The sequence below is a fragment of the Denitrobaculum tricleocarpae genome (genome assembly GCF_007004665.1).
Lineage (GTDB): Bacteria > Pseudomonadota > Alphaproteobacteria > Kiloniellales > Kiloniellaceae > Denitrobaculum > Denitrobaculum tricleocarpae.
The window spans coordinates 257,586-283,668 of record NZ_ML660060.1; the positions used below are offsets into that span (position 1 = coordinate 257,586).

Consider the following 26,083-nt stretch of genomic DNA (forward strand, 5'->3'; position numbering starts at 1 on the left):
CTTAAGGAAAGCGACGCGATATGATGCAAGCGATTGAAACCTCCATCCTTTTGCCGGAAGACAGTGACAACGCACTATTGGTTGGACGGGTCTGGGAGCCTGTGCTGGGCGGACCCACTCTCTGTCTGCTGCGGGATGGCGCGCTTTTCGATTTGAGTTCCGTCGCCCCGACCATGCGCGACCTTCTGGAGCTGGAAGGTCTTGGGGATAAGATCGAGGCGGCCGGCGAGTTGCGTTTGATCGCTGCCCTGGACGACGCCCTCATGGGCAGCCAGGAAGAGACGGCGGCGGAAGAGCGTTTGCATCTTCTGGCCCCTTGCGATCTGCAGGCGGTAAAGGCGGCGGGCGTGACCTTCGTAGCCTCCATGCTGGAGCGGGTGATCGAGGAGCAGGCGCGCGGTGATGCCAGCAAGGCGGAGTCCATTCGCGCGGATATGACCGCGATCATCGGCGACGATCTCTCCAAGATCGAACCGGGGTCAGACGGGGCCGCACGCATCAAGGAAGTCCTTCTGGAGAAAGGCGCCTGGTCGCAGTATCTGGAGGTCGGGATCGGCCCCGATGTCGAGGTCTTCACCAAGGGACAGCCCATGTCATCCATGGGCTTCGGCGCGCAGATTGGCCTGCACCCCAAATCGACCTGGAACAATCCGGAGCCGGAAGTTGTCCTGGCAGTCAACAGCCGGGGCGAGATCGTCGGCGCCACGCTCGGCAACGACGTCAACCTGCGCGATTTCGAGGGCCGCTCGGCTTTGCTTCTGGGCAAGGCGAAGGACAACAACGCCTCCTGCTCGATCGGGCCGTTCCTGCGCCTTTTCGACGGCGGCTTTACGCTGGAGGACGTCTGCGGCCTGGATCTCTCCATGACTATCGAAGGCACCGACAACTACCGCCTCGAGGCGGTCAGCTCCATGAGCAAGATCAGCCGCGATCCTGCTGATATCGTCAGCCAGACCATCGGCGCCCACCATCAGTACCCGGATGGTTTTATGCTGTTCCTGGGTACCATGTTCGCGCCGACGGACGACCGGGATAATCCCGGCCAGGGCTTTACCCATAAGATAGGCGACCGGGTGACGATCTCGACGCCGCTTCTGGGCGCCCTGATCAACCACGTCAATCTCTCGGACCGGCTCCCGCCCTGGCAGTTCGGCACCGGGGCTCTCATGCGAAACCTGGCAAAGCGCGGTCTGTTGAAAGACTGACAGAAGAACTCAGCTTCTAATGGCCTGTTCGTCGTCGCCGAAGAAGTGCAGCCGGGTTTCGTCGAAGCGAAGCCCGAGGTTTTGCCCTGGACGGACATCGATGTCGCCGACATGTCGGACTGTCAGGACCCCTAAAGGACCGCAGTTGATGTAGAGCATAACGTCTGCGCCGAGGTATTCCGTCACCTCGACCTCGCCGCTGCAGTGCCCTTCTCCGGGCGCGGCCACCTCAATGTGTTCCGGGCGGATACCCAGGTGCGCCGGTGCCCGGCCCGTTGCGGCGTGGGCAAAGTCACCCTCGCCATGGCCCGGCAGACTGAAGCGCTCGCCCTGCGCCGTGCAGCTCATGACGTTCATCTTTGGGCTGCCGATAAACTGGGCGACGAAGAGGTTGTCGGGCCTTTCGTAGAGCGCACGGGGTGAACCGACCTGTTCTATCTTTCCGGCCTGCAGCACCACGATCTTGTCCGCCAGGGTCATGGCCTCGACCTGATCGTGGGTCACATAGATCATGGTAGCCTTTAGGGTCTGGTGCAGCTTGGCGATCTCGAAACGCATGTCCACGCGCAGGGCGGCGTCCAGGTTCGACAGGGGTTCGTCGAAGAGGAACGCGCTGGGTTCGCGTACGATGGAGCGGCCGATGGCGACCCGTTGACGCTGGCCGCCTGAGAGCGCCTTGGGCCGCCGGTCGAGATAGTCGTCGAGCTTTAAGACCTTCGATGCGGCCTCGACTTTTTCGGCGATTTCCGCTTTGGGCGCACCTGCGGTCTTCAGGCCGAAGCCCATGTTGTCGCGCACGCTCATATGGGGATAGAGCGCGTAAGACTGGAACACCATAGCCAGGCCGCGACCCGAGGGCGGCTCGCCCGTTACGTCCCGCTCGTCGATCCTGATGGCGCCCCGGCTGGTCTCCTCCAGGCCCGAGACGAGACGCAACAATGTGGATTTACCGCAGCCGGAGGGCCCGACAAAGATGACGAACTCGCCGTCGTCGATCGTCAGGTCGACGCCCTTGATCACCTGTAGATCACCGAACCACTTTTCGACTTTTTCCAGTTGGATCGCACCCATGATCTTCCCCTTGCGTTATGCGCTTGCTGCGAAGTGTTTCGGCGAGGCCCAGGCCAGCCAGGTCGCCGCCGTCCAGGTGAAGTCACCACCCCCCGCGCCGCGCCCCGTGAGCGGACAGAAGTATTCGTAAAACCCGGCCTGCTCGATCAGCGCCCCGGTGTCGCCACGGACACGCCCAGCGAGATCGCCATAGCCGCGTTCGGCCAGACCCCGGCCAATCAGCTCGTTGACCACGCACCAGGCCGGGCCGCGCCAGTAGCGCAGCGAGTCGAACTTCGGATGCTCCGGATCGAAACTGGGCACTGCAAAGCGGCAGGCCGCAAGGACCCGCGTCAGGCTGGCGATGTTCGCCGTCTCCTGCGCGGGCGCCTTAAGGCCGGCGTAGAGACTCAGAAAGGACACACTTGAGACGCCGTCCGACGCCAAGCCGTTGCGTAGATCCCGCGCGCAGTAGGCACCGGCCTCCGGATTCCAGAGCGATCCCGCGCCGGCCTCCGCGCGCGCGATCCATCCTTCGATTTCCCCGACGGCGGCGCGTTCTCCAAGGGCATCCGCCAGTGCCAGAAGATCCCGGTCGGCGCGCAGCAGAACAAAGGTCAATCCCGGATCTGCAACAAAGAAGGGGCCGTTTCTGGCGATCTCCATGGAATCCCAGCCGCAATCGCGCCCGAACTGGATCACGGCGATGTAGCGGTCGTAGTCGGCCTTAGTCGGCCGCATCTCGGCGTGGATCTGATCTGTGTCGCGGCGTTCGTAGGGCTCGACCTTGCTGGTGTCGACCCGCGACATGGCTTCGTCCCAGTCGGGTGAATTGTCGCGGCCCGATTCCCAGGGATGGGCAATGGCGATAACGCCCTGGCCGTCCGGATCGCGCTGTTCATGGAACCAGCGATGCCAGGCCAGCAGCTTAGGGAAGAGCGCGCGGGCGCGCGGCATCGCGGTCTCGTCCGGTCCGGCCTCGAAAAGGTCCCTCGTCACCGTGGCGGCGACCGGCGGTTGGGAATAGCCGGAGCTTGGCGGCGTGGTGCCGGACTGCCAGATCCGCGGGCCGGGAAAGTAATCGGGATCGTCGCGCCGGAAGATGATGTGCGGCACCATGCCGTTGGGCCACTGCGCCTCCAGCAGGGTCTCCAGCTCTTGCCAGGCGCGGTCTTTGTCGATCTGCGCGAAGCCGCGCGCGGCGAAGGCGGAATCCCAGTTCCACTGATAGGGATAGAGCCGCGCGGTCGGGACCGTAAAGCCGCCACGATCGTTGGCCTGCATGATTTGCGCGGCTTGTGCGTCCAGCTCTGCTGCACGCTCGGGGTTTATCATCATATTCATCCTTTGACGGATCCTGCTGTCAGACCTTGGACCATATAGCGTTCGAACCAGAGGAAGATGCCCAGCACCGGCAGGGTCGCGATAACCGCGCCTGCCATCAGATGCTGTCGCGGCACTTCCGAGGAATTGAGAGAGACGACGCCGCGTGACAGAGTGAAGATGTCCGGGTCGTCGAGAAACATGAAGGCGAAGAGGAACTCGTTCCAGGCGATCATGAAGACGTAGAGCGAGACCGAGGCCATCGCGGGCAGCGACAGCGGCAGGGTGATCTTGATGATCACACCAAGCCGCGACAGGCCATCCATCAGACCTGCTTCCTCCAGCTCGGCGGGCAGGCCCTGGAAATACCCCTGCAGCATATAAAGCGCGACCGGGATCGTGGTGGCCGGATAGATGATTAGAAGCCCCGCGACGGTGTTGCGCAGACCGAGCTGCGAAAAGACCGCGTAAAGCGGGATCACCAGCACGATGGCGGGCACCATGTAGATCAGCAGGATCGAGCGCGACAGCACCGCGCGTCCGGGAAAGCGCAGGCGCGAGACCGCATAGGCGCCGGGGACGCTGAACAGGAGGGTCAGGATCACCGTCGCCACGGATACAATAGAGGAAATCAGCAGGTAACGCCCGAAGTTGAACTGGGTGAAGAGCTCTCCGTAGGAGCGGAAGAGACCGCCGAAACCGCCCGAGAAGTCGATCGAAAAGTCGAGCGGATTGGCCAGCAGAGACTGTTGGCTCTTCAGGCTGGTCATGACCAGCACGTAGAAGGGCAGGGCGACGATAACCGTGAAAAAGACAAAACCGAAGCCCTTGAAGACCCGGATCAGAACCTTTTCGAAGTCGTAGCGCCGCAGGGTGCCGCGGGCCGCATCGTGCAGACAGGCCCAGTTGGTGAAGGTGACGCTGCCGACGATCAGCAGAACCGCTGCAATCTGCCACAACGGTGCGACATCCAGCGGCAGGCCAAAGGGTTTGGCAAAGCTCACCACGAAGAGAGTGACAAGGACAGTCGCCGCTGACAGGGACCGGATCATCGGCGTTCGCTCCGCTGGTTCCCGTGCCATCAACACCAGTGCCCCTAACAGACCCGCCAGGGCGGCTGCGTTGACGGAGGGCTGGGCCGGCGCGCCCGAGACCAGGGCAAAGGTGACGCCCAACACGATCATGGCGAGGACGCCCCAGAGGGTGCCGGAGAAAACGGCGAGCAATAGCCCGTTGCGAAGAACTGCCATCATCCTTCGTCCTTTGGCGAGAAGCGGAAGTAAACGATCGAGAAAGTGAAGAGGACCACGAAGACCACGACGGCGACTGCCGCACCGGCACCGAGGTTGGCCAGGGCGAAACCCTGTTCATAAACGTCGACAGTCAGAGTCCGGGTGCCCGCGCCGCCGCCGGTCAGCAGGAAGATGTCGTCGAACTTGTTGAAGGTCCAGATGAAGCGCAGCAGGAAGAGAACCGACAGGATGCCCGCGAGCTGCGGCAGCGAGAGATACCAGAACTGCTGCAACGGCGACGCGCCGTCCAGCTCGGCGGCCTCGTACATATCGCCGCTGATCGATTGCATGCGCGCCAGGATGAAGAGGAACGAGAGCGGGAAGTAACGCCAAGCCTCGAAGGCGATCACGGTGGTCAGGGCAAGCGGGAAGGTGAATTCGAAACCAAACAGCTTGAAACTGGCCTCGCGCTGACCGAAGAAGTTGATCGGACCGCCCGCTGCGCCCGTCTGCTGCAGAATCGCGTTCAGGGCGCCGGAGAAGGGATCGAGCAGGACGACCCAGGTAAAGGCGACGGCGATCACCGGTGCCACATAGGGGAAGAGAAACAGTCCGCGCAGAATGGCACGGCCGCGGAAGGCCTGGTTCATCAGCAGGGCGGCGAAGAGGCCCAGCACCAGCGCGCCGGCAGTCCCGAAAACCGTGTAGTAGATGGTGACCTTCAGAACGCTCCAGAACTCGGAACCCGCGAAGACCTTGCGAAAATTCTCCAGCGTCAGTTCGGCGTTGGTGAGGATGTTTTCGGAGTCGCCGCTCAGGACCGGTTTGCTGTCACGCGGATTGATCGAAGCGTCGAGGAACGCCTGCCCGACGGTGACTTCGATCCTTAGGCGTTCCCGGTAACCGCCCTCCAGGTCGCCCAGGTCGCAACGCAGGCTTTGGTTTTCGATGACGCAGCGGGCGTCGAGTTCCACTGGAGTCAGACCAGCAGGCCAGCTGTCCGTCATGACCACATCGGCGATGCCGCGCTCCCGGGAGGAATTGCGCAGGCGGTATTCGATCCGGACCTGATCGCCCGCTGCGTTCGCGTCTCCCCGGATACGCTCGTTCGCGACAGGTGTCGGCGGGCGCAGGTCGGCCAGCTGGACCGGCTTGAAACTGATCCAGAAGTTCGCCAGCAAGGGAATGAGGACAATGCTTGCAATGATGAGGAAGGTCGGCGCCAGCATGCCGTAAGCCAGGCGCGCTTCCCGCCTTTGCATCGGCCCTATGCCCTTGGGCGGTCCGGAGGTCGGTTCAAGGCTGCTCATGACACACTGCTCCTCTTCGAAAAGAAAAGACGCGTAGAGAAAGAAATTGCGGGTGGCTCGTTTGCTCTCGCCGCTGCCGGGGTGACCGCGGGAAGAAGCGGGTGACCCGGACAGGCCGGGCCACCCATCGAGTCGCCCGCCTGGGTTATTCGATCCGGGCCAGTTCTTCGTTCATCTTGGCGACCGTCGCGGCAGCATCCCGCTCGCCCTCGATGTATTCGCGCACCGCGCGGTTGATGACCTGTGAATTGATCATCTTGGAGGCCAGCGAAAGCTGCTTGTCGGCGACGCCCCAGCGGTTGGCGGTCTCCAGTCCAGCGACGATGGTCTGGATAACCTGGGCCGGGTAGATTTCGCTCAAGGGAGCTTTGCGGTCGACCCCGACGGGAAGCTTGGACCAGGCCTCGACGAATTTCGTCTCGTCGTTGCCGTCGCCCCGGCGGATCGGGAACTTGCCCTCGGGTGCCAGAGAAAGCGTGCCGGTATAGCCTTCGTCCATGGAGAACTTGACGAACTCAATGGCCGGGTCCGTATCCGCATCCGCGGTGATGCCCAGATAGCGGATGTCGGCCCAGGCCGCGCCCTCTGGGTTGGAAGGTCCGGCGAAGGTGGTCACGACCGCGGTCTTGGAAGCCAGTTCGCGCGACGTCGGGTCGTCGTTGATCGTCGGCGGGGCGCTGTCGCGCAGGCCGGCCAGCTCGTCGAGAATGAAGGGAGACCAGATGATCATGGCCGCCTTGCCCGCAAAGTAGATCTCACGGGACTGTTTCCAGTAAAGCTCGCCTGGTGGCGAGGCTTTCGCGATGGTTTTGTAGAAGTCGAGGACTTCCGTTGTCGCTGCCTCATCCAGGGGCGCGAAGCCCTTCTCGCCGACGGGGGAAACGCCGTTGGCCAGGAAGACGTGCTCCAGCACCTGGCTCATGAAGTTCTCGTCAACCTTGGTGGCGGCGACAAAGCCGAACATCTCCGGCGGATTGTGCAGAGCTTCGATGGCTTTGGTGATGTCCGCGTAGCTGTCGGGCGCGGCGAGGCCTTTTTCGTCGAAGAGGTCTTTGCGATAAACGATCATCTGAGTCCAGCCGTCGACTGGTACGGCGGCATAGCCGTCATCGACCGCGGCCATTTGCAGAGCGCCCGGCGCGAAGGTGCCTGCGCCCAGGTCCTCGACCACATCCGAGGCGGCGTCGCCGTCCAGGATACCGGCCTCGGTCCAAGGGAGAACATACTGCAGGGTATGATAGATCACGTCCGGCAAATCACCGGCGGCGAAGGCCGCCGTGGCCCGGGTGCCCAGGTCTTTCTCGGTGACTGGAATCACCTGTACTTCGATACCGGTTTTGGCCTTGAAGTCGGCGGCGATCTGTTCCTGCAGCGCCAGCCGCTCAGGCTGTTCTTCGGTGGTCCAGAAGCGCAGGCTTTCGGCGGCGAGACTGTGGCTCCCGATACTCAGTGCGATCGCGGCGGTCGCGATCAGACGGGCGGATTTTTTTAAGGCCAGGGGTCGAATGGATTTGACGTCTTTCATTTTCTTTCCTCCCTCGTTCAGCGGTTGTTTCTTCGCGTTCTTGATTACTCCGGGCGTCAGGCGGCGTTGCCGCAGGCGATCTTGCGCGCCAGTTCTTCAGTACTTTGAGCGGGCGGACCGTCCGAGGTCCGTTTTAGGAGTTTTGCCTGACGGATAACCTGAAGCGTCGCGGGATCCTTCCCTTCGATCACGTCCAGCAGCATGTCGGCCACTTGCGCGCCGTGATCGCCGCCGGATTGATCGAAGGTCGTCAGCTGCGGTTCCAGATAGGCGCCGAACGGCAGGCCGTCGTATCCGAGTATGCTAACGTCCCGGCCGACGGTCAGGCCCAGAGACTTGACCGCCGTATAGGCGCCGATCGCCAGGAGGTCGACGGCGCAGATAATGGCGGTCGGCGGCTCCGGCAATAGCAAAAGCCGCCGGGCGATTTCTTCGCCGCTTTCAATATCCAGGTTCGATGCGGTGTGAACCGGTGCATCCGTCGATGCGATCCCCGATGCCGCGATGCCGCGCAGAAAGCCCTTGAGGCGCAGGCGGGCGAAGTTCATGTGGGGCGGTGCGGCGATGTGGGCGATATTCCGGTGACCCTGTTGTACGGCCAGAGCGACCGCCTCGACAAAGGCCGCTTCGTTATCGATGTCGAACCAGGCGTAGTCGTCCGCCGTGTCGCTGCGGCCGTGCGAGACGAAGGGTACAGCGGCGCTGCGCAGGAATTCGATGCGCGGGTCATGGGTTTCGGTCCGGCTCAGGATAAAGCCGTCAACCTTTCGTGCCTCGATCAAACGCCGGTAAACCTGGACCGCTTCCTGGGTGGAGCCCGCCGTCGAGACCAGCAGGTCGCGGCCACGGGCGTTCAGGCTGCGCGACACGCCACCGAGGAATTCCGAGAGAAAGGGATCGTAGGGGGCCGGGGTGCCGCGCACGATGACAATCCCGACAGATTCGACCCGCCCGCGCTTCAGACCCCGCGCCAGAGGATCCGGCGTGTAGCCGAGCTCCTGCGCAGCTGTTTCGATTTTCGCGCGGGTTTTCGGGCTTACGTCGCTGTAACCGCCGAGCGCCCGTGAGACGGTCGATTTGGACAGCCCGAGCGTCTCGGAAAATTCCTTGAGAGTCAGTTTTCCCTTTTTCGGGGCCACGTGTTTTTCCGTCCCTATGGTTTGGATTGATATTTCCAAAACCGGTTTTGTTTTTTCTATTTCTGCGCTTCTTTTGGTGATTTGTCAAACGCCATATTGTGGAGTTCTCAATAATTGATTTGAAAACAACATGTTGACTAGCCATTGGCATGCATGGAGCCTCAAGCCGTGGTTTCGTGATCTTTCTCGCGAGTGCCGAAAGTTTCTGAAGCGAGAGTCTTTTCGGTAAATTGGCCTTAAAACCAGGAGCTGAAACCGTTACTTGTGGTCAATATTTTCTCAAAATACGCGGATATTTGCATTCAAATGACATGATTCCCGGTTTTAAAACCGGTTTTGTACGACTTTACAATCTCTAATGGTGTGCGTTGTCCGGGGCTCGCGATCTGGAGAGGGACCGGGCAGAAACCCTAAGCGGCGTCGGTGTCACGTGATCTAGTGATGCCCCGCGCCCGTAACAATTAATGCTTCGTATTCCGGATTTTGATCGCCCGATTCTTCATGTCCCAACGCCGCCTCGTTCTGATTCTCGGTGACCAACTGACGCCAGCACTTTCGTCGCTGCAGGCGGCGGACCGTCAGCGTGACATATTGGTCATGGCCGAGGTCGTCGAGGAAGCGACCTACGTCCGGCATCACAAGAAGAAGATCGCTTTTCTTTTCTCCGCCATGCGCCATTTCGCCGAACATCTCCGGTCCGATGGCTGGACCGTCGATTACCAGACACTCGACGATCCGGACAATAGCGGCTCGCTAGGGGGAGAGATCGCGCGCGCCGCTAAGCAGCATGACGCGGCGGCTGTCACGGTTACCGAGCCCGGTGAATGGCGGCTGCGGGACGCGATGGAGGGATGGTCGGATGCGCTCGGACTGCCGGTCGAGATCCTGCCGGATACGCGCTTTATCGCTTCGCATGATGACTTCGCCGACTGGGCTGAGGGCCGAAAACAACTGCGCATGGAGTTCTTTTACCGGGAAATGCGCCGCAAGACCGGTTTGCTGATGGAGGGCGACCAGCCGATTGGGGGGAAGTGGAACTTCGATGCCGAGAACCGCAAGCCGGCGAAGAGCGATCTCTTCATGCCGCAACCCGCTGGTTTTAAACCGGATAAAATCACCAAGGACGTTTTGAAGCTTGTCGCAGAGCGCTTCGGGGATCACTTCGGCGAGCTTGGGCCCTTCTGGTTTGGGGTCACGGCGGCGCAGGCGGAAGAGGCGCTGGAGACCTTTATCGAGCAGGCGCTGCCGAAGTTCGGTGATTTTCAGGATGCTATGCTGACCGATCAGCGTTTTCTCTATCACTCCATCCTGTCGCTTTACATCAACGCAGGCCTGCTGGACCCCCTGGCGGTTTGCCGCCGGGTCGAGACGGAATACCACGCCGGGCGCGCGCCCCTGAATGCCGTGGAGGGCTTTGTCCGCCAGATCATCGGCTGGCGCGAGTTCGTGCGCGGCATCTACTGGCTGAAGATGCCGGATTACGCGGGGGAGAACTTCTTCAATGCGAAGAGGGCCTTACCCGACTTTTACTGGACTGCCGAAACCGACATGGCCTGCCTGCGCGCCGCCATTATGCAAACCAGAGAAGAGGCCTACGCCCATCATATCCAGCGGCTTATGGTGACCGGCAACTTCGCCATGCTGGCCGGTGTCGATCCGAAGGAAGTCCATGAGTGGTACCTGATGGTCTACGCGGACGCCTATGAATGGGTGGAACTGCCCAACACCCTGGGCATGAGTCAGTTCGCCGATGGCGGCCTCTTGGGCTCGAAACCTTATGCGGCGAGCGGCAATTACATAAACAAAATGTCAGACTATTGTCACAGCTGCCGCTACAAGGTGCAGCAGAAGACCGGCGAGGAGGCCTGTCCGTTCAATCCGCTCTACTGGCACTTTTTGGAGCGTAATGGGGATAAGTTGCGGGGCAATCCGCGCCTGGGGCAGGTCTACCGGACCTGGGACCGGATGAGTGACGAAAAGCGCGCCGACTATCTGGACTCGGCGGATCGTTTCCTGGAAAAGCTGGTGTGAAGTCTTGAAAGAAAGTTGGATAAGCTATGACCTCCATCGTCTGGTTTAGGCAGGATCTGCGGCTCGCGGACAATCCCGCGCTGGCGCAGGCCGCGCAGCAGGGTGACGTCGTCCCAGTCTTCATCCTGGACGAGGCGGAGGCGCTGGGCGCTTCTCCTGCTCTGGGTGGCGCGGGGCGCTGGTGGCTCCACCACAGCCTCAAGGCGCTTGGCGATGATCTGGGAGGGCTCGTTCTCCTGCGCGGCGATCCGGCGGAGCAGTTGGCGCGGGTGATTGAGGCGGCCGGCGCGACGGCGGTCTACTGGAACCGTTGCTATGAACCGCACGGCATCGATCGTGATACCAAGATCAAAGCCGGCCTGACGGCGCAGGGTATCGAGGCGACGAGCTTCAAAGCCGCATTGCTGCATGAGCCCTGGCAGCTCGAAACAAAGACCGGCGGCCCCTTCAAGGTCTACTCGCCCTTCTGGCGGGCCGCGCTGACCCGGGAGGTCGAGGCGCCTTTGCCACGGCCCAGCGAGACTAAACTGGCGGACTGTAGCCTTGGTGAGAGTCTCGAGGATTTTGATCTGCTGCCGACGGCCCCGAACTGGGCGGAAGGCTGGGAGGATCTCTGGCAGCCGGGCGAGGCGGGCGCGCGAGACCGCCTGGAGGAATTCCTGGAGGAAGGCCTGAAGGGCTACGGTACGCTTCGCAACCGGCCCGACCTGCTGAATGTCTCACGCCTCTCGCCGCACCTGCACTTCGGGGAGATTTCGCCGCGTCAGATCTGGGCGCGCACGCGTTTCTTCGAGGAAGACCGCCCGGAGGTCAGCAAAGACGCCGGGAAGTTCCTGAGCGAGGTTGGCTGGCGCGAATTCTCCTATCATCTGCTTTACCACTTTCCGACCCTGCCCGAGAAGAACTGGCGCCCGGCCTTCGACAACTACCCCTGGCGCGAGAGCGAGGAAGATCTCAAGGCCTGGCAGCGCGGCATGACCGGCTATCCCATCGTCGATGCGGGCATGCGCGAACTCTGGCAGACCGGTTACATGCACAACCGGGTGCGCATGGTGGTTGCCAGCTTCCTGATCAAGCATCTGCGCCTGCACTGGAAGCACGGCGAGGCCTGGTTCCGTGACACCCTGCTGGACGCGGATCTGGCCAACAACTCGGCAAGCTGGCAGTGGGTCGCGGGCAGTGGCGCCGACGCCGCGCCCTATTTCCGGATCTTCAATCCCATGACCCAGGGCAGCAAGTTCGACCCGGACGGGATTTATGTCAGGCGCTTTTGCCCGGAGCTTTCCAAGCTGGATAACAAAGCGATCCACGCGCCCTTCGAGCTGACCGAAATCGAGCTCGCCGCGGCGGGACTCAAACTGGGCCGGGATTACCCCAGACCCATTGTCGATCATGCACAGGCGCGGGCGGCAGCCCTGGCGGGTTACAATGACGTCAAGGCTTCGAGTGAAAGCGCGGCGTGACCGAACGCCCTGAGCCGGGGGAAATCGCAGAGGCTGTCCTGCGGCTCTGCGCGGCCCGTGGTCCGGAGAAATCCATCTGTCCTTCGGAGGTGGCACGGGCGCTGATAAAAGATCTCGACGAATGGCGCGAACTAATGCCCTCGGTCCGTGCCGTCGCCGCTGATCTGCACAGGTGTGGCAAAATCTCTATTCTGCAAGGCGGCTGCGAGGTCGATCCGCAGTCCGCGAAAGGGCCGATCAGGCTGGCTATTCCGCGGAAGCGTTAGTCAGGCTGCCAGCCCCGCCCATCTTCGCAGCGCGCCGGCAGCGCTCCGAGCAGTAGCGGACCTGGTCCCAGTCTTTCGCCCATTTCCTGCGCCAGGTGAAAGGCCGTTCGCAGACCGGGCAGAGCTTGCTGGGCAGATCGGCTTTCTTCCGATGTTTCATCCCTGCGGCTCCTCGCTGGGAAGCAGGGTCAACTGGTCCGGGTTTTCCTTCTTGCGGCGTTTGCGCCCGGTCATGGGGATGCCGCTTTTGCGGCTGCCGTGTTTGCTTTGGATCTCGTCCGCGGTTTCCTTGAAGGCGGGACCGCGCCGCAGCGCCCAGATTTTCTGGCGGGCTTCCTTTGCCGCCGCCAAATGATCGACGACGGGGAAGGGATAGCGCCTGCCGAGAACGCGGCCCGCGCCGTCCCATTTCCAGGGCTCCTGCAGCGCGGCATCGGGAACCTCCGCCAACTCCGGCAGCCAGCGGCGCGTGAAGCTGCCGTCCGGGTCCTGATCGTGACCCTGTTTGACCGGATTATAGATCCGCACCGTATTGATCCCGGTGGTGCCGGATTGCATCTGAACCTGAGGCCAGTGAATGCCCGGCTCGTAGTCGGTGAAAAGGCGCGCCAGATGCTCACCAGGTGCGCGCCAGTCCAGCCAGAGATGCTGGCTGGCAATCGCCATCAGCATGGCGCGCATGCGAAAGTTCATCCAGCCGCTCGCAGCCAGCGCGCGCATGCAGGCGTCGACGAAGGGCAGGCCGGTCTCGCCCTTCTGCCAGGCGGCGAGCCGTTCCGTATCTGGCGTATTGGGGCGAAGCCCATCGTAGGCGCTATGCAGGTTGGTGTGTTCCAGATCCGGCGCGTCTTCGAGCTTCTGCATAAAGTGACAGTGCCAATGCAGGCGGCCCGTGAAGGAACTGAGCGCACCGCGCCAGGAACCGGTCGTGCCCTTCGGCGCCTCCTTGAGCAAACGTTGCCGCGACCAGGTGGCCTGCGCGATCTCACGCGGCGAGAGGCTGCCCCAGGCAAGGTGCGGCGAGAGCCGGGAACAGGCCCGAAAGGCGGTCACGGGGCTGGACATGGCAGTGCGGTAGGCTTCGCCCCGGCTGTTGAGAAAGCTTTCGAGGCGCTCCAGGCCGTTCCGGCGTCCGCCGCTCTGCCGCTCGGAGCAGAGATCGGGAGCGAGGCCCAGCGCGCTGGCGGTTGCTATCCCGCCCGGATCAAACCCGGGGATGGGCCGCAGTGCGGGCGGCGCGGGCGTCACGGCCTCTGCCATGAAACTGTCCCAGCGCCGGGCCCAGCCGTCCCGTGTCTTCAGGCGGCGGATGACACCGTTCTGACGCTCCTGATGCCAGGGAATGCCGGCGGCGCGGCACCAGGCCGCGACCTGCCTGTCCCGCTGATAGGTCCAGAGATTGCCGGTCTCTTCATGGGACCAGAGCGCGGCGATGGGATGGGCCCGGGCGATATCTTCCAGGACTTCGGTGACCGCGCCGGAACGAACGATGAGTGGCTGGCCCAGCGCAAAGAGCGCTTCCCGCAGCTCGTTCAGGCACTCCGTTGCGAAGGCCCACTGGCGGCCTGACATATCCGGTTGCTGCCACAGTTCCGGTTCGGCCACGTAAAGCGGTAACACAGGCCCCTCGGCCGCGGCTTTGGCGAGCGGGCGGTGATCTTCAATGCGCAGGTCGCGCTTGAACCAGACGATCTGGAGGGGGTGTTTGGGAAGTGTCATGCTCTGTGAGATAGCGGGCGCGCTCGGTTTATCCATGGATGATACGCGGCTCGGCGCTCAGCAGATCAGAATTGCGGCGCGCGGCGGTATTTCTGCTCACTAATTGTGCAATGCGATATTTTTTGAGCAGTGACCAGGTGTTTCAATCTGCTGCCCGGCAACGGGATTCTTTTGGAAGAGATCTATCTATCTGTGAAGTCATGCGGAATTAGATGCCGGCATGGCTTGGCACAGAGCTTGCGAAGCCACAGGGATGCAGCGCGCCTAGGGTTCCGGTTTCTCAGAGCGCGATCGTTCCTGACGGAAAACGCCAGGAACGTGGATCGGCCTCTCAGTTTAACAAACAGAGACTGATTCACGTTTTTCACTGAAAGGGTGGAAAACGATCAGAGTCTGGGAAACGCAGGACCGAGAGGTGCAAACCGGACGGCCATGACATAGGTCCGGTGACACGGCGGGATAAAAACCCGGGAGTAAACTGCATAGGTTTGCGCGCGCAAACCTTCTCCCGGTTTGTGCGCAGAGAACCTGATTGCAAGGCCGATCCATAAGGTCCGGCCCAACGAACAGGAGATGCGTACAGCCATGTTACGGACATTCACCAAAGCGATCTGTCTTGCCGCGGCCTTGACTTTCACGGCCTCGCCGCCCGCCGCAACAGCCGCCGAAAAAACCGAGTTCAAAGTTTGCTGGTCGATCTACGTGGGTTGGATGCCCTGGGGATATCTGCAGGATTCCGGCATCATGAAAAAGTGGGCCGATAAGTATGGAATCGACGTCGAGATCGTGCAGATCAACGACTACGTGGAATCGATCAACCAATACACTGCAGGCGCCTATGACGGCTGCTCCATGACCAATATGGATGCGCTCTCGATTCCGGCCGGGGGCGGCGTCGATACGACGGCGTTGATTGTCGGCGACTATTCCAACGGCAACGACGGGATCATCCTCAAAGACAAAGGCAAGCTGCAGGAGATAAAGGGACAGAATGTGAACCTGGTCGAACTTTCGGTTTCACATTACCTGCTTGCCCGCGCGCTCGACTCGGTTGGCATGTCGGAGCGGGATGTGACCGTCGTCAATACGTCCGATGCGGACATGATCGCCGCCTACAGCACTTCCGACGTGACCTCTGTGGTGACCTGGAATCCCCTGCTGTCGGAGATCGAGGCGCAGAAAAACGCGACCAAGGTCTTCGACAGCGCGGGCATCCCCGGTGAGATCATCGACGTCATGATGGTCAACACCGAGACCCTGGCCGCCAACCCGTCGTTCGGGAAGGCCCTGACCGGCGCCTGGTACGAGGTGGCCGCGCTCATGGCGTCCGACAGCGCGGAAGGCAAGGCCGCCCGCACGGCGATGGCCGAAGCTTCCGGCACCGATCTGGCCGGATACGATGCCCAGCTTGCGACCACGGAGATGTTCTATAAGCCTGCCGACGCGGTGGCCTTCAATCAGTCGAGGGAACTGCCCCAGACCATGAAGTTCGTGGCGGAGTTCCTGTTCGATAAGGGCATCCTGGGCGAGGGCGCGCCCAGTCCCGAATTCGTCGGTGTCGCCTTTCCGGACGGCTCTGTGTATGGCGATCCCAATAACGTCAAGCTGCGGTTCGACAGCACCTACATGCAGATGGCTGCCGAAGGTGCGCTGTAACTTCGGTGCTCATTAGGTAAGTGAGCTAACCCTGCCTCGTCCATGCCTCTTCTGGGCTTGGGCGGGGCAGGCAGGGACCGCAACCATGCGCATCACCAATCGAAAGCCGAGCCGTCCGACGGCCTTTCTGCTGGGTCTGACCCCCTTTCTCGGGGTGCTGATCGCCTACGCGGTGGCCAGCCACTACCGGCGTCTGGAGAATCCGGCTGATAAGCTTCTGCCGTCCCTCTCGGACATGGGCGCGGCCTTTATGCGCATGGCGTTCGAGGCGGACCGGCGCTCGGGCAATTATCTGCTGTGGCTGGATACCTGGGATAGCCTCTGGCGGCTTGGCTCCGGGATGCTGATTTCCACGGCGATTGCCCTGATACTTGGGATTTCCATCGGCTTCGTCGCCCATGTCCGCAGCGGGCTCGCGCCCTTCGTCGCGACCTTTTCGCTGATCCCGCCGATCACGGTCCTGCCGATCCTTTTCATCATTTTCGGTCTGGGCGAGGTCTCCAAGATCATGCTGATCGTGGTCGGCACCGCCCCCGTGATGGTACGCGGCGTTTCGCAGGCGGTGATGGATATTCCGCGTGAGATGATCATCAAGGCCGAAACCCTGGGTGCCTCCGTCTGGCAAATGGTCACCCGGATCGTGTTGCCGCAGACCCTGCCGCAATTGATTACGGCGCTCAGGCTGGGGCTGGTGCCCGGCTGGATCTTTTTGGTCTCGGCTGAAGCCATCGCCTCCACCTCGGGTCTCGGTTACCGCATTTTTCTGGTGCGCCGCTTTCTGGCGATGGATGTGATCCTGCCCTACGTCGCCTGGATCACGCTGCTTGCCTTCATCATCGACCGTCTGTTGCGTCTGCTCTCCAAGCGGGCCTTCCCCTGGCATCATCTCAAGGGGGATAGTCTGTGAACGCGTCGCCGCAGATCCGGGTGCGGGATCTTTCCATGTCCTACGGCCCTTGCCTGGTTCTGGAGAGAGTCAATCTCGAGGTGGAGCAGGGCGCTTTCTGCACTATCGTCGGAGCGTCCGGCTGCGGGAAGTCGACTTTTCTGCGCCTGCTGCTGTCTCAGGAAACGCCGACGCGCGGTACGATCGAGCTGAATGGTACCGCCTTGCCGCCGGAACCCACGCCGGACCGGGGGATCGTCTTTCAACGCTATTCCGTCTTCCCGCATCTCTGCGTCGAAGACAATCTGATCATTGTGTCCGAGTTCGAAGCCTCCCGCTGGACGGGCCGGCTGTTCGGCGCGGAACGCAAGGCCGCGCGCGAGGCCGTGCGCGATACTCTGGATCGGATCGGTTTGACCGCTGCCCGCCATCGCTATCCGGCGCAGCTCTCCGGCGGCATGCAGCAACGCCTCGCCATTGCTCAGGCGCTCCTGAAGAAGCCCGACATTCTACTGCTTGACGAACCATTCGGCGCGCTGGACCCCGGGATCCGGGCCGACATGCATGAATTGCTGCTGGGTCTCTGGGAAGAGCTCTCCATGACCGTCTTCATGGTGACCCACGACATCAACGAGGCCTTCAAGCTAGGCACTCGCATGCTGGTGTTCGACAAACTGCGCCACGACCCCCATGCGCCCGAGGCCTTTGGTGCGACCGTGACCTATGACCTTCCGCTCACCAGTGACCGGGCCAACGACCAGGAGAGCACACGTCCCTCGCTGGACGAACTTCTCCCTTCACGACCAAACCCGTAAAACAGAGGACTCCCTTCCCATGTACGAGAGAATTCGAGACAAGACCCGCCGCGCGCATCGGGCCGCCGGGCCGATTGGCGGCCCCTGCTTCTCATTTCCCCCTGCCGCGGTTCGCCACCACCACCCGGACTTCGACAAGCTGCAGCTGCGTGGCTGGAAGGCGGTGCAGAAGGAAAAGGACCTGCCGACGGCAGCCTGGGAAAAAGAGAAGCAGTGGGCGCTGCGCATGGGCCTGACCGGATCGGACTCTCTGACGGATAAGTCCATCCCGACTTTCGCGCGGGGTGAGCTGCCCCACTACGCGGGCATCAATACCTTCCTGAAAGCGCCTTACATCGAGGACGTGACCGCGGTCGGGAATTACGACGCCGCGATTCTGGGGGTGCCCTTCGACGGCGGCACGACCTACCGCCCCGGCACGCGCTTCGGGCCCCAGGGCGTGCGCAAGATCTCCGCGCTCTACACGCCCTACAATTACGAGATGGGCGTCGATCTGCGCGAGCAGATGACCCTCTGCGACGTGGGCGATGTCTTCACCATTCCCGCCAACATCGAAAAGACCTTCGACCAGGTGACCCGCGCGGTCAGCCATGTGGCTTCGTCCGGCGCGCTGCCGATCATCATCGGCGGCGATCACTCCATCGGTTTTCCCTGTGTGCGCGGGATCGCGCAGTGCACCTCCAAGCGTATCGGGATCGTGCATTTCGACCGCCATGTGGATATCCAGGAGAAGGACCTGGACGAACGCATGCACACCACGCCCTGGTACCACGCGACCGACCTGGCCAATGTCCCCGCGGTCAATCTGGTGCAGATCGGCATCGGCGGCTGGCAGGTGCCGCGCGAAGGCGTCGAGGAAGCGCGCAAGCGTAACACCAGCATCTTCACCATGCGCGATGTCGAGGAGATGGGCCTGGCCGAAACGGCGGCGCGGGCGCTGGAACTGGCCTGGAAGGATGCCGACGCGGTTTACCTTTCTTTCGATATCGATTGTGTCGATGCCGGGTTCGTTCCAGGCACCGGCTGGCCCGAGCCCGGCGGCTTTCTGCCCCGCGAGGCGCTGGAGCTGGTGTCGCTGATTGCCCGGGAAGGGATTTGCGGTCTTGAAGTGGTGGAGGTCTCGCCGCCCTATGACACCTCGGACATTACCGCGCTTTTGGCCACCCGCGTCATCGTCGACGTGCTGGGCACCCTGGTGGCCCATGGCAAGATGGGCGCGCACAAGGGCCTGATCGACAAGCCGGTGAGCATTCCCGCCGGCCCGGAGGTCGCGTGACATGACCAAACTCGACAGCATGCATGCGCATGACCATCCACACGATCATGGGCACGGGCATGGGCATGGGCATTCACAGGATCACAGCCATCCCGGCCCGGGACATAATCACAGGCACGAGGGCACGGAACACCTGCACAGTCATGTGCACGGCCAGTCGGACAAGGAACGGGCGGAGGAAGTCAAAGTCCTGGCGACCAGTTTCCTGGAGGGATTCCGAAGTGCCGAGGATAAGACCAGCTATCTGCGCCTCGCCGGTGTGCCCTTCCAGCGCAAGGGGTCCGACGGCCTGATCATGTATCTGGTCGATGCCGCCATTGTCGCCAACTGGCAGATCGGCACGGCCTCGCCGGCCTTCGCGTCGCGCGAACTGCTTTATATGCCGTTTCCCGGCAAGATGATTGACAGCCGGGAAAGCATGACTTTTACCTACGTATCGCTGAGCGAACGGACGGATGTCGACCTTCTGTCGATGCTGGCCGAACGCGTTGAAACTTCACTGCAGGGAGAGACCCATGATCACTAAGAGCTTTACGCTTTCCGGCGCTGCCGCCGCCGTCACGCTGTTCGCGGCGGGACCGCTTGCTGCCCATCCGGGCGACCACAGCGGTTTGGACGTGAGCGGCTTTATCGCCCACTTCGTTCAGGAGCCGTTTCACGCTGGCGGACTGCTGCTCGCCATCGCCCTTGGCGCTTTTGCCGTCGTCAAGCTCCGCAAAGCGCGCGCAAACCGTCGCGAAAAATAGCGCGGGCAGAGGATTCGAATCGGATTCGAATCGGACTCAGATCGCCCGCGAGTGCCGTGCTTCGCCATGCTCCAGGTAGCTGTCGAAGACGGCGCACACGGCGCGGACCAGGGGCTGGCCGCGTTCCGTCACGGTGATCTTATGGTCAGCCACCTCGACAAGGCCGTCGGTGATCAGAGGCTTCAGATCGCTCAGTTCCTTGTCGAAGGCTCCGCTGCTCACCTGCCCGGCGTCGCAGAGTGCCGAGACGTCGAGTTCGCCCTGGCACATAAGCTCTTCGATGGCACGCCGCCGCAGGCGGTCGTCATCGCTGAGCTCCCGGCCTCGCGCGACGGCGAAGTTCCCCTCCCGGATGTCCCTGGCATAGGCGACGAAATCCGGACTGTTCTGGATGTACCCCAAGGGCAGGCTGCCGATCGCGGAGACGCCTAAGCCGATCAGGACGTCCGCATCATCCAGAGTATAGCCCTGGAAGTTACGGCGCAGCCCTCCCGTGGTGAGCGCCTTGGCCATGGGATCTTCCGGCAAGGCGAAGTGGTCCAGGCCGATCTGCGTGTAACCGAGCCATCCCAGCATCTTGGAGGCAAAGCCCGCCTGTTTCACGCGCGCGGGGCCGTCCGGCAGCGCCGCTTCGTCGATCAATTGCTGGTGTTTCTTCATCCAGGGCACATGGGCGTAGCCAAAAAGGGCGATACGGTCGGGCCTGAGCGCGGTGCTCAGGCGCAGATTTCGTTCCAGCTTGCTCAGGTCCTGGCTTGGAAGGCCGTAGAGCAGGTCGAAATTGATCGAGGGAATGCCGGCGGCGCGTAGGTCGGCCACGCATTTCTCGACCATTTCGAAGGGTTGAACCCGGTTGATCGCTTCCTGGACCTCCTTGTTGAAGTCCTGCACCCCCAGGCTGGCCCGGTTGACCCCGGCCGCGGCGAGAGCCTTGGCTTGAGTCTTGCCGAGTCTGCGCGGATCGACCTCGACCGCGACTTCCGCGTCCGGCGCAAAATCGAAGTGCGCGCGCAGCAAATCCATCAGGCCCGTAAAATCCTCGTCCGACAGCAGATTGGGCGTTCCCCCGCCCCAATGAATGTGGCCAACCTGGCGGCGCTCAGGCAGGGCCGCGGCGACCAGCTCGATCTCCTGACGCAGCAGCTTCACATAATTCGCAACTGGGGCGTAGCTGTTGACCACCTTGGTGTGACAGCCGCAATACCAGCACATCTGACTGCAGAAGGGGATATGCAGATAGAGCGAGAGTTTCTGATCAGGTCGGATCGCACCCAGCCATGCCGCGTAATCCCGTGAGGTGACGTCAGGTGTGAAATGCGGCGCGGTCGGATAGCTTGTGTAGCGCGGTAGCCGGGCGTCGCGATATTTGGCGAGGGTTTTGTCCATGGCGTGAAGCTAGGAGGGCTGCAAGCTCGCCGCCTTGATTTCGATCAAATGAAATTTACTTCTTCACAGGTTTTTGATGTGCCCTCTACCTGGGATAGCAGGCGGCCTTAAAGAGATTTTTAGTCTTTTTCTTCATTAATTTTATCTGTTTCGGGCTCCCTACCCGGCGGTGTCCATCCCTCCGACCGCCCCCTCAGATGGGCTGCGTCCGGGCCACTGTTGTTCTGGAGATACTCTTATGAAAAAGCCTTCCATCGATACATCTGCATCCACAGCGCGTCACGGTATTGCCGTGGCTTTTGCTGCCGCCGCTGTGACCTTAAGCGCGTTTTCGATGAGCAGCGAACTGCAGGCATCAGGCGATGCGACCGTGATTGTCCTGACCCAGACACCATGCCAGTTCCTTGAGACCGAGGGTGTCGACCATGGCTACAGCGCAGAGAAACGGGCGGACTGCATGAAAATCAACGATGCCTCGGGCGCTGAACGGCTCGAAAAGTCGGAAAATCTCGTTCTCAAGCCGGGAAAATATATCTTCCGGGTGTCCAACAAGAATGTCCCCTACACCCTGGGCTTCTGGCTGCGCGGGGACGGGCTTGCGAACCGCGCCATGCTTCCGAGCGTATCCGGGGGCGGTCTGGCCGAGGGGCAAACCGCGGATTACCAGATCACTCTGGAGGAGGGCGATTACGTCTTCTCTTGTCCGCTCAATCCGACACCTGACTACAAGCTTCGGGTTAAGGGCTGAGTCCGGAACAGAAGCCTCGCAGAAGGCCGCGGCAGCCGGCAAATCGACCGCCGTGGCATTTTTCTCCAAAAAAAAAATCGAATAAAACGCCGGGTAGCGTGTTGGCGTCCTGTAAATCGATAACTGCTCCCGGTTTCGATGGCAGGCGTTTGGTCTCTGTTGTCGGCTGTTCAAGGGGGCTGGACAGAGAGGAAACAGGAACATGGTTAAAGCCATTGCGAGTGCGGTTTTTGCCCTGGCGGTCCTTACGGGAACCGCGCAGGCGGAGAGCTGGAGTCTGTCTTCCGGCGAATCGAAGGTCTCCTTCGGGTCTATCAAGAAAGGCACGATCGGCGAAGTGCATCACTTCGGCGAGGTCAGCGGGCAGGTCGCCGCCGACGGTGCGGTCAAAATCGAGATCGATGTCGCCAGCGTCGAAACCTGGATCGATATCCGCAACGAACGCATGCTGAAATGGGTCTTCGACTCGGTCAACTTCCCAAAAGCGGTCATCTCCACCCAGCTTGATATGAGTAAGCTGCAGGCGCTGGAGCCCGGCGAAACCCTCTCCATGGATGTGACAGCGACGCTCGCGCTGGCCGGTCAGAGCAGCGATATCGACGCCAGCCTCTTCGTGGCCCGCCTGAGCGACGGAAAGGTGCTGGTGACCAGCGACGAACTGCTGATGCTCGATACCGCGGATTTCAATCTGACCGAGGGTGTCGAGAAGCTGCGCCAGGCGGCGGAGCTGAGCTCGATCGCGCAGGCGGCACCGATTTCGATCCGCCTTGTGTTCACTGCCGACGAAAAGAGCGCGGGGCTTTCCCCCGCCGTCGTGCCCGCGGGACTTAAAGTCTCCGCGGTCGCGGCCGCGGTCACCGGCGATGCTGCGGCGGGGGCGAGAGCCTTCCGCCGTTGCGCGGCCTGTCATGAGGTCAAAAGCGAGAAGAATAAAGTCGGCCCGCATCTGGTCGGCGTGGTCGGCCGGGCGGCCGGCAGTATCAAGGACTACCGCTATTCCGAGGCTATGTCCTCGACGGCCATTGTCTGGACGCCAGAAACTCTGGGTGAATTCCTGAAGGACCCGAAGAAGTATCTTCCCGGGACCAAAATGGTCGCGAAACTGAAAAAACAGAAAGACATCGACAACATCATCGCCTACCTCGCCGAGGGGCCGGAATAGCCGCTTTTCCGCGGCTCTCGCGCCCGGCATTCAATTTAAGATCTCTATCGCTTTATTTTCTTTTCAACCAAGTCCTTTCAGCAAGATACCGACGTCTTAACCATTTGTTAGGGATTGCCGATCTATCAGTTTCTTCAGATAGATGTGCGTGTCGCGGCGGACTTCAAAGCTTCCAGAAACTGCCACAAAACGATCACCATCTGAGGTGATGTTTCGTCGCGTTCGATGCCTACATCTTGTGCAGAGAAGAAACCAGGAAAGCTAGGAAGCAGAGTATGAACCGCAGTTGGAGCGCACAGGGCGAGGAACCAACTCTTGAGACCTTTTTTGAAGATCCGATCGTGGATCTGCTGCTGCAGCGTGACGGCCTGACCCAGAGCGACGTCTGGCAGGCGATCGATAAAGCACGGCCCGCATTCCGGAACAGCGATGTTAAGACACCGCCGTGTAGCACTTTACCCCAAAATCGTCATACCAGCTTAGCCAAGACTTCTTGTCACTATTGATGATCTGCGGACAGATCCAGACTTGGTAGCCGAGGTCGATGGCGCCGTCGATCCGGGGACCCTGGTTCATATGATTGTCGTAGCCGCCGACAACGGTTCGGTTGACGCACATTTCCCCCATCTGACCCATGACGATCAGTTCGTTGATACCCGCCGACCGCAGTAATGTGTCCAGGAGGCTTTTGCCTCTGTTGTTTCCGAGGGATTTGCCGCTCGCGTCTATGATGCCAAAAGCATTCATCCCGATCTTGAAAAAGACCGGAGTGTCCGGCGGCAGCATCTTCGCAAGGTCGTTGTTGGTCGGGTGACGGCCCGCAGTCGTCATTGCCGGGTTCAGCTCGATCATGACACTTTTGAATTTCATTTCCTGGGCAAAGGCGATGATCCGTTGCTGGTCAATCGTGCGCTGACTCAATGTGTTGCTGCTATCCTGCTCGTCGATAATCAGGAGGCCGAACCTGCGGTTGGTTTTGCCCTGAAGATAGGTCTCGATGCCTGGTATCAGCCCGCCGGTGTATTTGGTCACCTGACTGCTCCCCCGTTCCGCGCAGCCCCTCCGGTCACTTCGGGAACGTGAATCCGTTTCTGACCTTGCGGACCCTATAGCTGGTACCGGTCACGTAGTGGCGGTATTCGAAGAGCTTGGGTTTCAGGGTCAGGATTTCATAGGCGTCGTAAAACCTCGCCTTGGCCGTGTCCGTCCCCACCATCTGATCGCCTTGGCGCCAGCCCTGGGTTGCGGAGAAATAGACCGGGCCCGAGACGCCCCAGATACCGGTTTCCATATGCGCGCGGGTGCGGCCGTCCGGCGCGTAAATCCGGAACTGGATGCTGTAGGTGCCATCCTTCTTCCAGTGGACGACCCACTGGATCCGCCCCCCGTCGGTGGGCGGTGTCTCGCCGAACCAGGTTCCCACCAGCAGGTTCCTGCGCTCCTCCTGGGTCAGGAACGACTGGCTTTCGTCCGCATGCGCGGCTTTATGGGCCGTGACCGTGGTGCCAGCCAGAACCAGTGCGACGACAAGTCTGTAGATGATGCGGCACATGACCGCCCTCCCGTCCGTCAGCCCGAATTTTGCCTCGGCTTTGGTTTTTCTAATTTGTAGGCTAATCAATTTTTGCAGGAAATCGCAATTCCGCTGTACGCATTTCCGGCGTTATGTTGCAGAATTATGATGGTTATATTTACCATGGGTTGTATTTTCTCAGCGTCTTCATCTTGCAGGGAATAAATGCCGTGAGAACGAGCTTCGGGGACCGGATTGTTCCAAGCCTGATGGTCAGCGATCTGGATGTGACTCTCGACTTCTATGTCGAGAAGTTAGGGTTCGAGGTCACGGGCCGTTATCCTGAGATGGGCGACCCGCTCTGGGCCGAAATCGAACGCGACGCTGTCGCCCTGCAGGTCTTCTCTGCGGACTTTGCACCGGAGGGGTTCCCGTCCCGTCCCGGTCTGACCGGCACGCTCTATTTCTACCCCGACGACGTTTTACGGCTTGCCGCGGAGTTAAGGGGACGGGTGCTGTTTGAATGGGGACCGGAGGTCATGGACTACGGCCAGCGCGAATTTGCGCTCCGCGATCCCGATGGTTACTACCTGGCCTTCGCGGAGCCCGCCTGAAGTGACCGCTGGGTTGGGAACTCATATTCTTTGACGGTCTTGACGACAAAATTATGTGTTCTGGCAAGGAATTAAGAGTGGAGCGATGCTGAAGCATCGTGCTTAGCCAGAATTGGACCGATGACACGACGCTGTCCAGAACTCATAATCTTATCGCCCGGATGGGTCGTATTTTGCCGGATTTTAGGTGCGTTGACGCCTCTTACCGGGCCTACGGGCCCGCTTTCGAGCCCTCGCCTGCCTAAAATCCGGCAAAATACGATCAAGACCATCAAAGAATATGAGTCCTCAACCTAGGCAGGCGCGCGCAGAGGTGTAACCTCAAACGGACCGAATGCTGGCCTCTTTTCGGGCCGACAGGAGTCTCGTTTTCAAGCCAACAGGGGTCTGGTTTTCAGGCCAGCAGGAGTCTGGGCGGTCCGGAGAAAACCCTGCGGCAGTCCAGAACCCGGTGATCGGACGCGCGTCGGTCGAAGGCGCGCCTGTCCCCGGCTGAATAGCCCGTCCGGGCATCGGGTGCGCCGCTTTCAGCTCCACTGCGGCGTACAAGAAACCGACGCTCTGCCCTGCGGCGATCTGACTGCCGCCGTTCGATCATATTCAGATGCGCGGGACCGAAACCAACCGGAGTCCGCTCTCCAGCGTCAGAGGCCTGCCTTGTCTCGACATCGAGAACCTCGCCGCTGACGTCATTCAGGATGGTTCCTGTGAGACGGTCTCTCAGCAATCCGATATCGCGCAGGGTGTGATCGTTTAAAGCCTCAAGATTAACCATCCGGCGTTTCTCAACCCTTTGCGCTTTGAACTGCGCGAATGCGATTTTGAAATCAGTGATCAGCGGCTTTGCCGCGCACGCAATCCGGTGTTTGAACAGTCTGAAAACTTGCCGCTGCCCTGCACCGCGATTTGAAGCGGACATGGGATCCATCCTTTCGTCTTCTTGCCGATTTTGCGGAACAATCGCTGCGCGTCTGAAGCCGGCCGCAGCCAAGATCCGTCATTCTGTTATTGGCTATTC

The 26,083-nt window shown here is 61.0% G+C and carries 25 protein-coding genes; 13 read left to right on the forward strand and 12 right to left on the reverse strand.

The window, feature by feature from the left end; genetic code table 11:
• Nucleotides 1-20 precede the first annotated feature (20 nt).
• Complete coding sequence (locus FKG95_RS23460; RefSeq protein WP_142898859.1) at nt 21-1,205, forward strand: fumarylacetoacetate hydrolase family protein; 1,185 nt, start codon at nt 21-23, stop codon at nt 1,203-1,205.
• 9 nt (nt 1,206-1,214) lie between these two features.
• On the opposite strand, the gene FKG95_RS23465 is transcribed toward FKG95_RS23460, so the two are convergent.
• From FKG95_RS23465 to FKG95_RS23490, 6 genes are all read right to left on the reverse strand, one after another.
• Entirely contained in the window at nt 1,215-2,276 is a 1,062-nt protein-coding gene (locus FKG95_RS23465) for an ABC transporter ATP-binding protein (protein WP_142898860.1), read from the reverse strand.
• Nucleotides 2,277-2,291: 15 nt separating this feature from the next.
• Nucleotides 2,292-3,599, reverse strand: coding sequence for an MGH1-like glycoside hydrolase domain-containing protein (locus tag FKG95_RS23470; protein WP_218940336.1), 1,308 nt, complete (start codon nt 3,597-3,599; stop codon nt 2,292-2,294).
• A complete protein-coding gene (locus tag FKG95_RS23475; protein ID WP_246116874.1) occupies nt 3,596-4,831 on the reverse strand; it encodes a carbohydrate ABC transporter permease in 1,236 nt (411 codons plus the stop codon). Before FKG95_RS23475 ends, FKG95_RS23470 begins: the two co-directional genes overlap by 4 nt.
• Nucleotides 4,828-6,120: a carbohydrate ABC transporter permease gene (locus FKG95_RS23480; protein ID WP_218940337.1), complete on the reverse strand. Its 1,293-nt coding sequence runs from the start codon at nt 6,118-6,120 to the stop codon at nt 4,828-4,830. The genes FKG95_RS23475 and FKG95_RS23480 overlap by 4 nt, the downstream gene beginning before the upstream one ends.
• Nucleotides 6,121-6,265: 145 nt before the next feature.
• On the reverse strand, nt 6,266-7,645 hold the full coding sequence (locus FKG95_RS23485) for an ABC transporter substrate-binding protein (RefSeq protein ID WP_142898861.1): 1,380 nt from the start codon (nt 7,643-7,645) through the stop codon (nt 6,266-6,268).
• Between the two features lie 56 nt (nt 7,646-7,701).
• Entirely contained in the window at nt 7,702-8,784 is a 1,083-nt protein-coding gene (locus tag FKG95_RS23490) for a LacI family DNA-binding transcriptional regulator (protein ID WP_142898862.1), read from the reverse strand.
• 501 nt (nt 8,785-9,285) lie between these two features.
• Here FKG95_RS23490 and FKG95_RS23495 point away from each other — a divergent pair.
• The 3 genes from FKG95_RS23495 to FKG95_RS23505 are packed head-to-tail and all read left to right on the forward strand — an operon-like array spanning nt 9,286 to nt 12,544.
• Nucleotides 9,286-10,815: a cryptochrome/photolyase family protein gene (locus FKG95_RS23495; RefSeq protein ID WP_142898863.1), complete on the forward strand. Its 1,530-nt coding sequence runs from the start codon at nt 9,286-9,288 to the stop codon at nt 10,813-10,815.
• Nucleotides 10,816-10,841: 26 nt separating this feature from the next.
• A complete protein-coding gene (locus FKG95_RS23500) occupies nt 10,842-12,278 on the forward strand; it encodes a cryptochrome/photolyase family protein (RefSeq protein ID WP_142898864.1) in 1,437 nt (478 codons plus the stop codon).
• Entirely contained in the window at nt 12,275-12,544 is a 270-nt protein-coding gene (locus FKG95_RS23505) for a DUF3253 domain-containing protein (protein WP_142898865.1), read from the forward strand. The genes FKG95_RS23500 and FKG95_RS23505 overlap by 4 nt, the downstream gene beginning before the upstream one ends.
• On the opposite strand, the gene FKG95_RS23510 is transcribed toward FKG95_RS23505, so the two are convergent.
• Together FKG95_RS23510 and FKG95_RS23515 are read right to left on the reverse strand one after the other, a co-directional pair.
• On the reverse strand, nt 12,525-12,704 hold the full coding sequence (locus FKG95_RS23510) for a DUF2256 domain-containing protein (protein ID WP_142898866.1): 180 nt from the start codon (nt 12,702-12,704) through the stop codon (nt 12,525-12,527). The two genes, FKG95_RS23505 and FKG95_RS23510, sit on opposite strands and share 20 nt — an antisense overlap.
• Complete coding sequence (locus tag FKG95_RS23515; protein ID WP_246116875.1) at nt 12,701-14,299, reverse strand: FAD-binding domain-containing protein; 1,599 nt, start codon at nt 14,297-14,299, stop codon at nt 12,701-12,703. Before FKG95_RS23515 ends, FKG95_RS23510 begins: the two co-directional genes overlap by 4 nt.
• A 549-nt stretch (nt 14,300-14,848) precedes the next feature.
• Between FKG95_RS23515 and FKG95_RS23520 the strand changes: the two genes are divergently transcribed.
• The 6 genes from FKG95_RS23520 to FKG95_RS23545 all read left to right on the forward strand — a co-directional run bounded on the left by FKG95_RS23520 (nt 14,849) and on the right by FKG95_RS23545 (nt 19,642).
• Nucleotides 14,849-15,919, forward strand: coding sequence for a putative urea ABC transporter substrate-binding protein (locus FKG95_RS23520; RefSeq protein WP_142898867.1), 1,071 nt, complete (start codon nt 14,849-14,851; stop codon nt 15,917-15,919).
• 85 nt (nt 15,920-16,004) lie between these two features.
• Nucleotides 16,005-16,826: an ABC transporter permease gene (locus tag FKG95_RS23525; RefSeq protein WP_142898868.1), complete on the forward strand. Its 822-nt coding sequence runs from the start codon at nt 16,005-16,007 to the stop codon at nt 16,824-16,826.
• Nucleotides 16,823-17,620, forward strand: coding sequence for an ATP-binding cassette domain-containing protein (locus FKG95_RS23530; protein ID WP_246116876.1), 798 nt, complete (start codon nt 16,823-16,825; stop codon nt 17,618-17,620). The genes FKG95_RS23525 and FKG95_RS23530 overlap by 4 nt, the downstream gene beginning before the upstream one ends.
• A gap of 19 nt (nt 17,621-17,639) precedes the next feature.
• Nucleotides 17,640-18,896, forward strand: coding sequence for an agmatinase family protein (locus tag FKG95_RS23535; protein WP_246116877.1), 1,257 nt, complete (start codon nt 17,640-17,642; stop codon nt 18,894-18,896).
• A 1-nt stretch (nt 18,897) separates the two neighbouring features.
• The gene (locus FKG95_RS30250; protein ID WP_246116878.1) at nt 18,898-19,422 is read left to right on the forward strand and encodes a hypothetical protein; all 525 of its coding nucleotides are present in this window, start codon (nt 18,898-18,900) and stop codon (nt 19,420-19,422) included.
• Complete coding sequence (locus FKG95_RS23545) at nt 19,412-19,642, forward strand: hypothetical protein (protein WP_142898869.1); 231 nt, start codon at nt 19,412-19,414, stop codon at nt 19,640-19,642. The genes FKG95_RS30250 and FKG95_RS23545 overlap by 11 nt, the downstream gene beginning before the upstream one ends.
• 36 nt (nt 19,643-19,678) lie before the next feature.
• On the opposite strand, the gene hemN is transcribed toward FKG95_RS23545, so the two are convergent.
• Nucleotides 19,679-21,028 carry an oxygen-independent coproporphyrinogen III oxidase gene (hemN, locus tag FKG95_RS23550; protein WP_142898870.1) on the reverse strand — a complete coding sequence of 450 codons (1,350 nt, stop codon included), beginning with the start codon at nt 21,026-21,028 and terminating at the stop codon, nt 19,679-19,681.
• Nucleotides 21,029-21,266: 238 nt separating this feature from the next.
• On the opposite strand from hemN, the gene FKG95_RS23555 reads away from it, so the two are divergent.
• Together FKG95_RS23555 and FKG95_RS23560 are read left to right on the forward strand one after the other, a co-directional pair.
• Nucleotides 21,267-21,776 (forward strand): hypothetical protein, encoded by a 510-nt coding sequence (locus FKG95_RS23555; protein ID WP_142898871.1) that lies wholly within the window; start codon nt 21,267-21,269, stop codon nt 21,774-21,776.
• Between the two features lie 202 nt (nt 21,777-21,978).
• Complete coding sequence (locus FKG95_RS23560) at nt 21,979-22,938, forward strand: YceI family protein (protein ID WP_142898872.1); 960 nt, start codon at nt 21,979-21,981, stop codon at nt 22,936-22,938.
• Between the two features lie 432 nt (nt 22,939-23,370).
• Here FKG95_RS23560 and FKG95_RS23565 read toward each other — a convergent pair whose 3' ends face one another.
• Both FKG95_RS23565 and FKG95_RS23570 read right to left on the reverse strand, forming a co-directional pair.
• A complete protein-coding gene (locus FKG95_RS23565; protein WP_142898873.1) occupies nt 23,371-23,970 on the reverse strand; it encodes an isochorismatase family protein in 600 nt (199 codons plus the stop codon).
• 34 nt (nt 23,971-24,004) lie between these two features.
• Nucleotides 24,005-24,490, reverse strand: coding sequence for a hypothetical protein (locus FKG95_RS23570; protein WP_142898874.1), 486 nt, complete (start codon nt 24,488-24,490; stop codon nt 24,005-24,007).
• Nucleotides 24,491-24,681: 191 nt separating this feature from the next.
• On the opposite strand from FKG95_RS23570, the gene FKG95_RS23575 reads away from it, so the two are divergent.
• Entirely contained in the window at nt 24,682-25,065 is a 384-nt protein-coding gene (locus tag FKG95_RS23575) for a VOC family protein (protein ID WP_179954240.1), read from the forward strand.
• Between the two features lie 394 nt (nt 25,066-25,459).
• Here the strand turns inward: FKG95_RS23575 and FKG95_RS23580 are convergent, their stop codons facing one another.
• On the reverse strand, nt 25,460-25,840 hold the full coding sequence (locus tag FKG95_RS23580; RefSeq protein WP_142898876.1) for a hypothetical protein: 381 nt from the start codon (nt 25,838-25,840) through the stop codon (nt 25,460-25,462).
• Nucleotides 25,841-26,083: the final 243 nt, after the last annotated feature.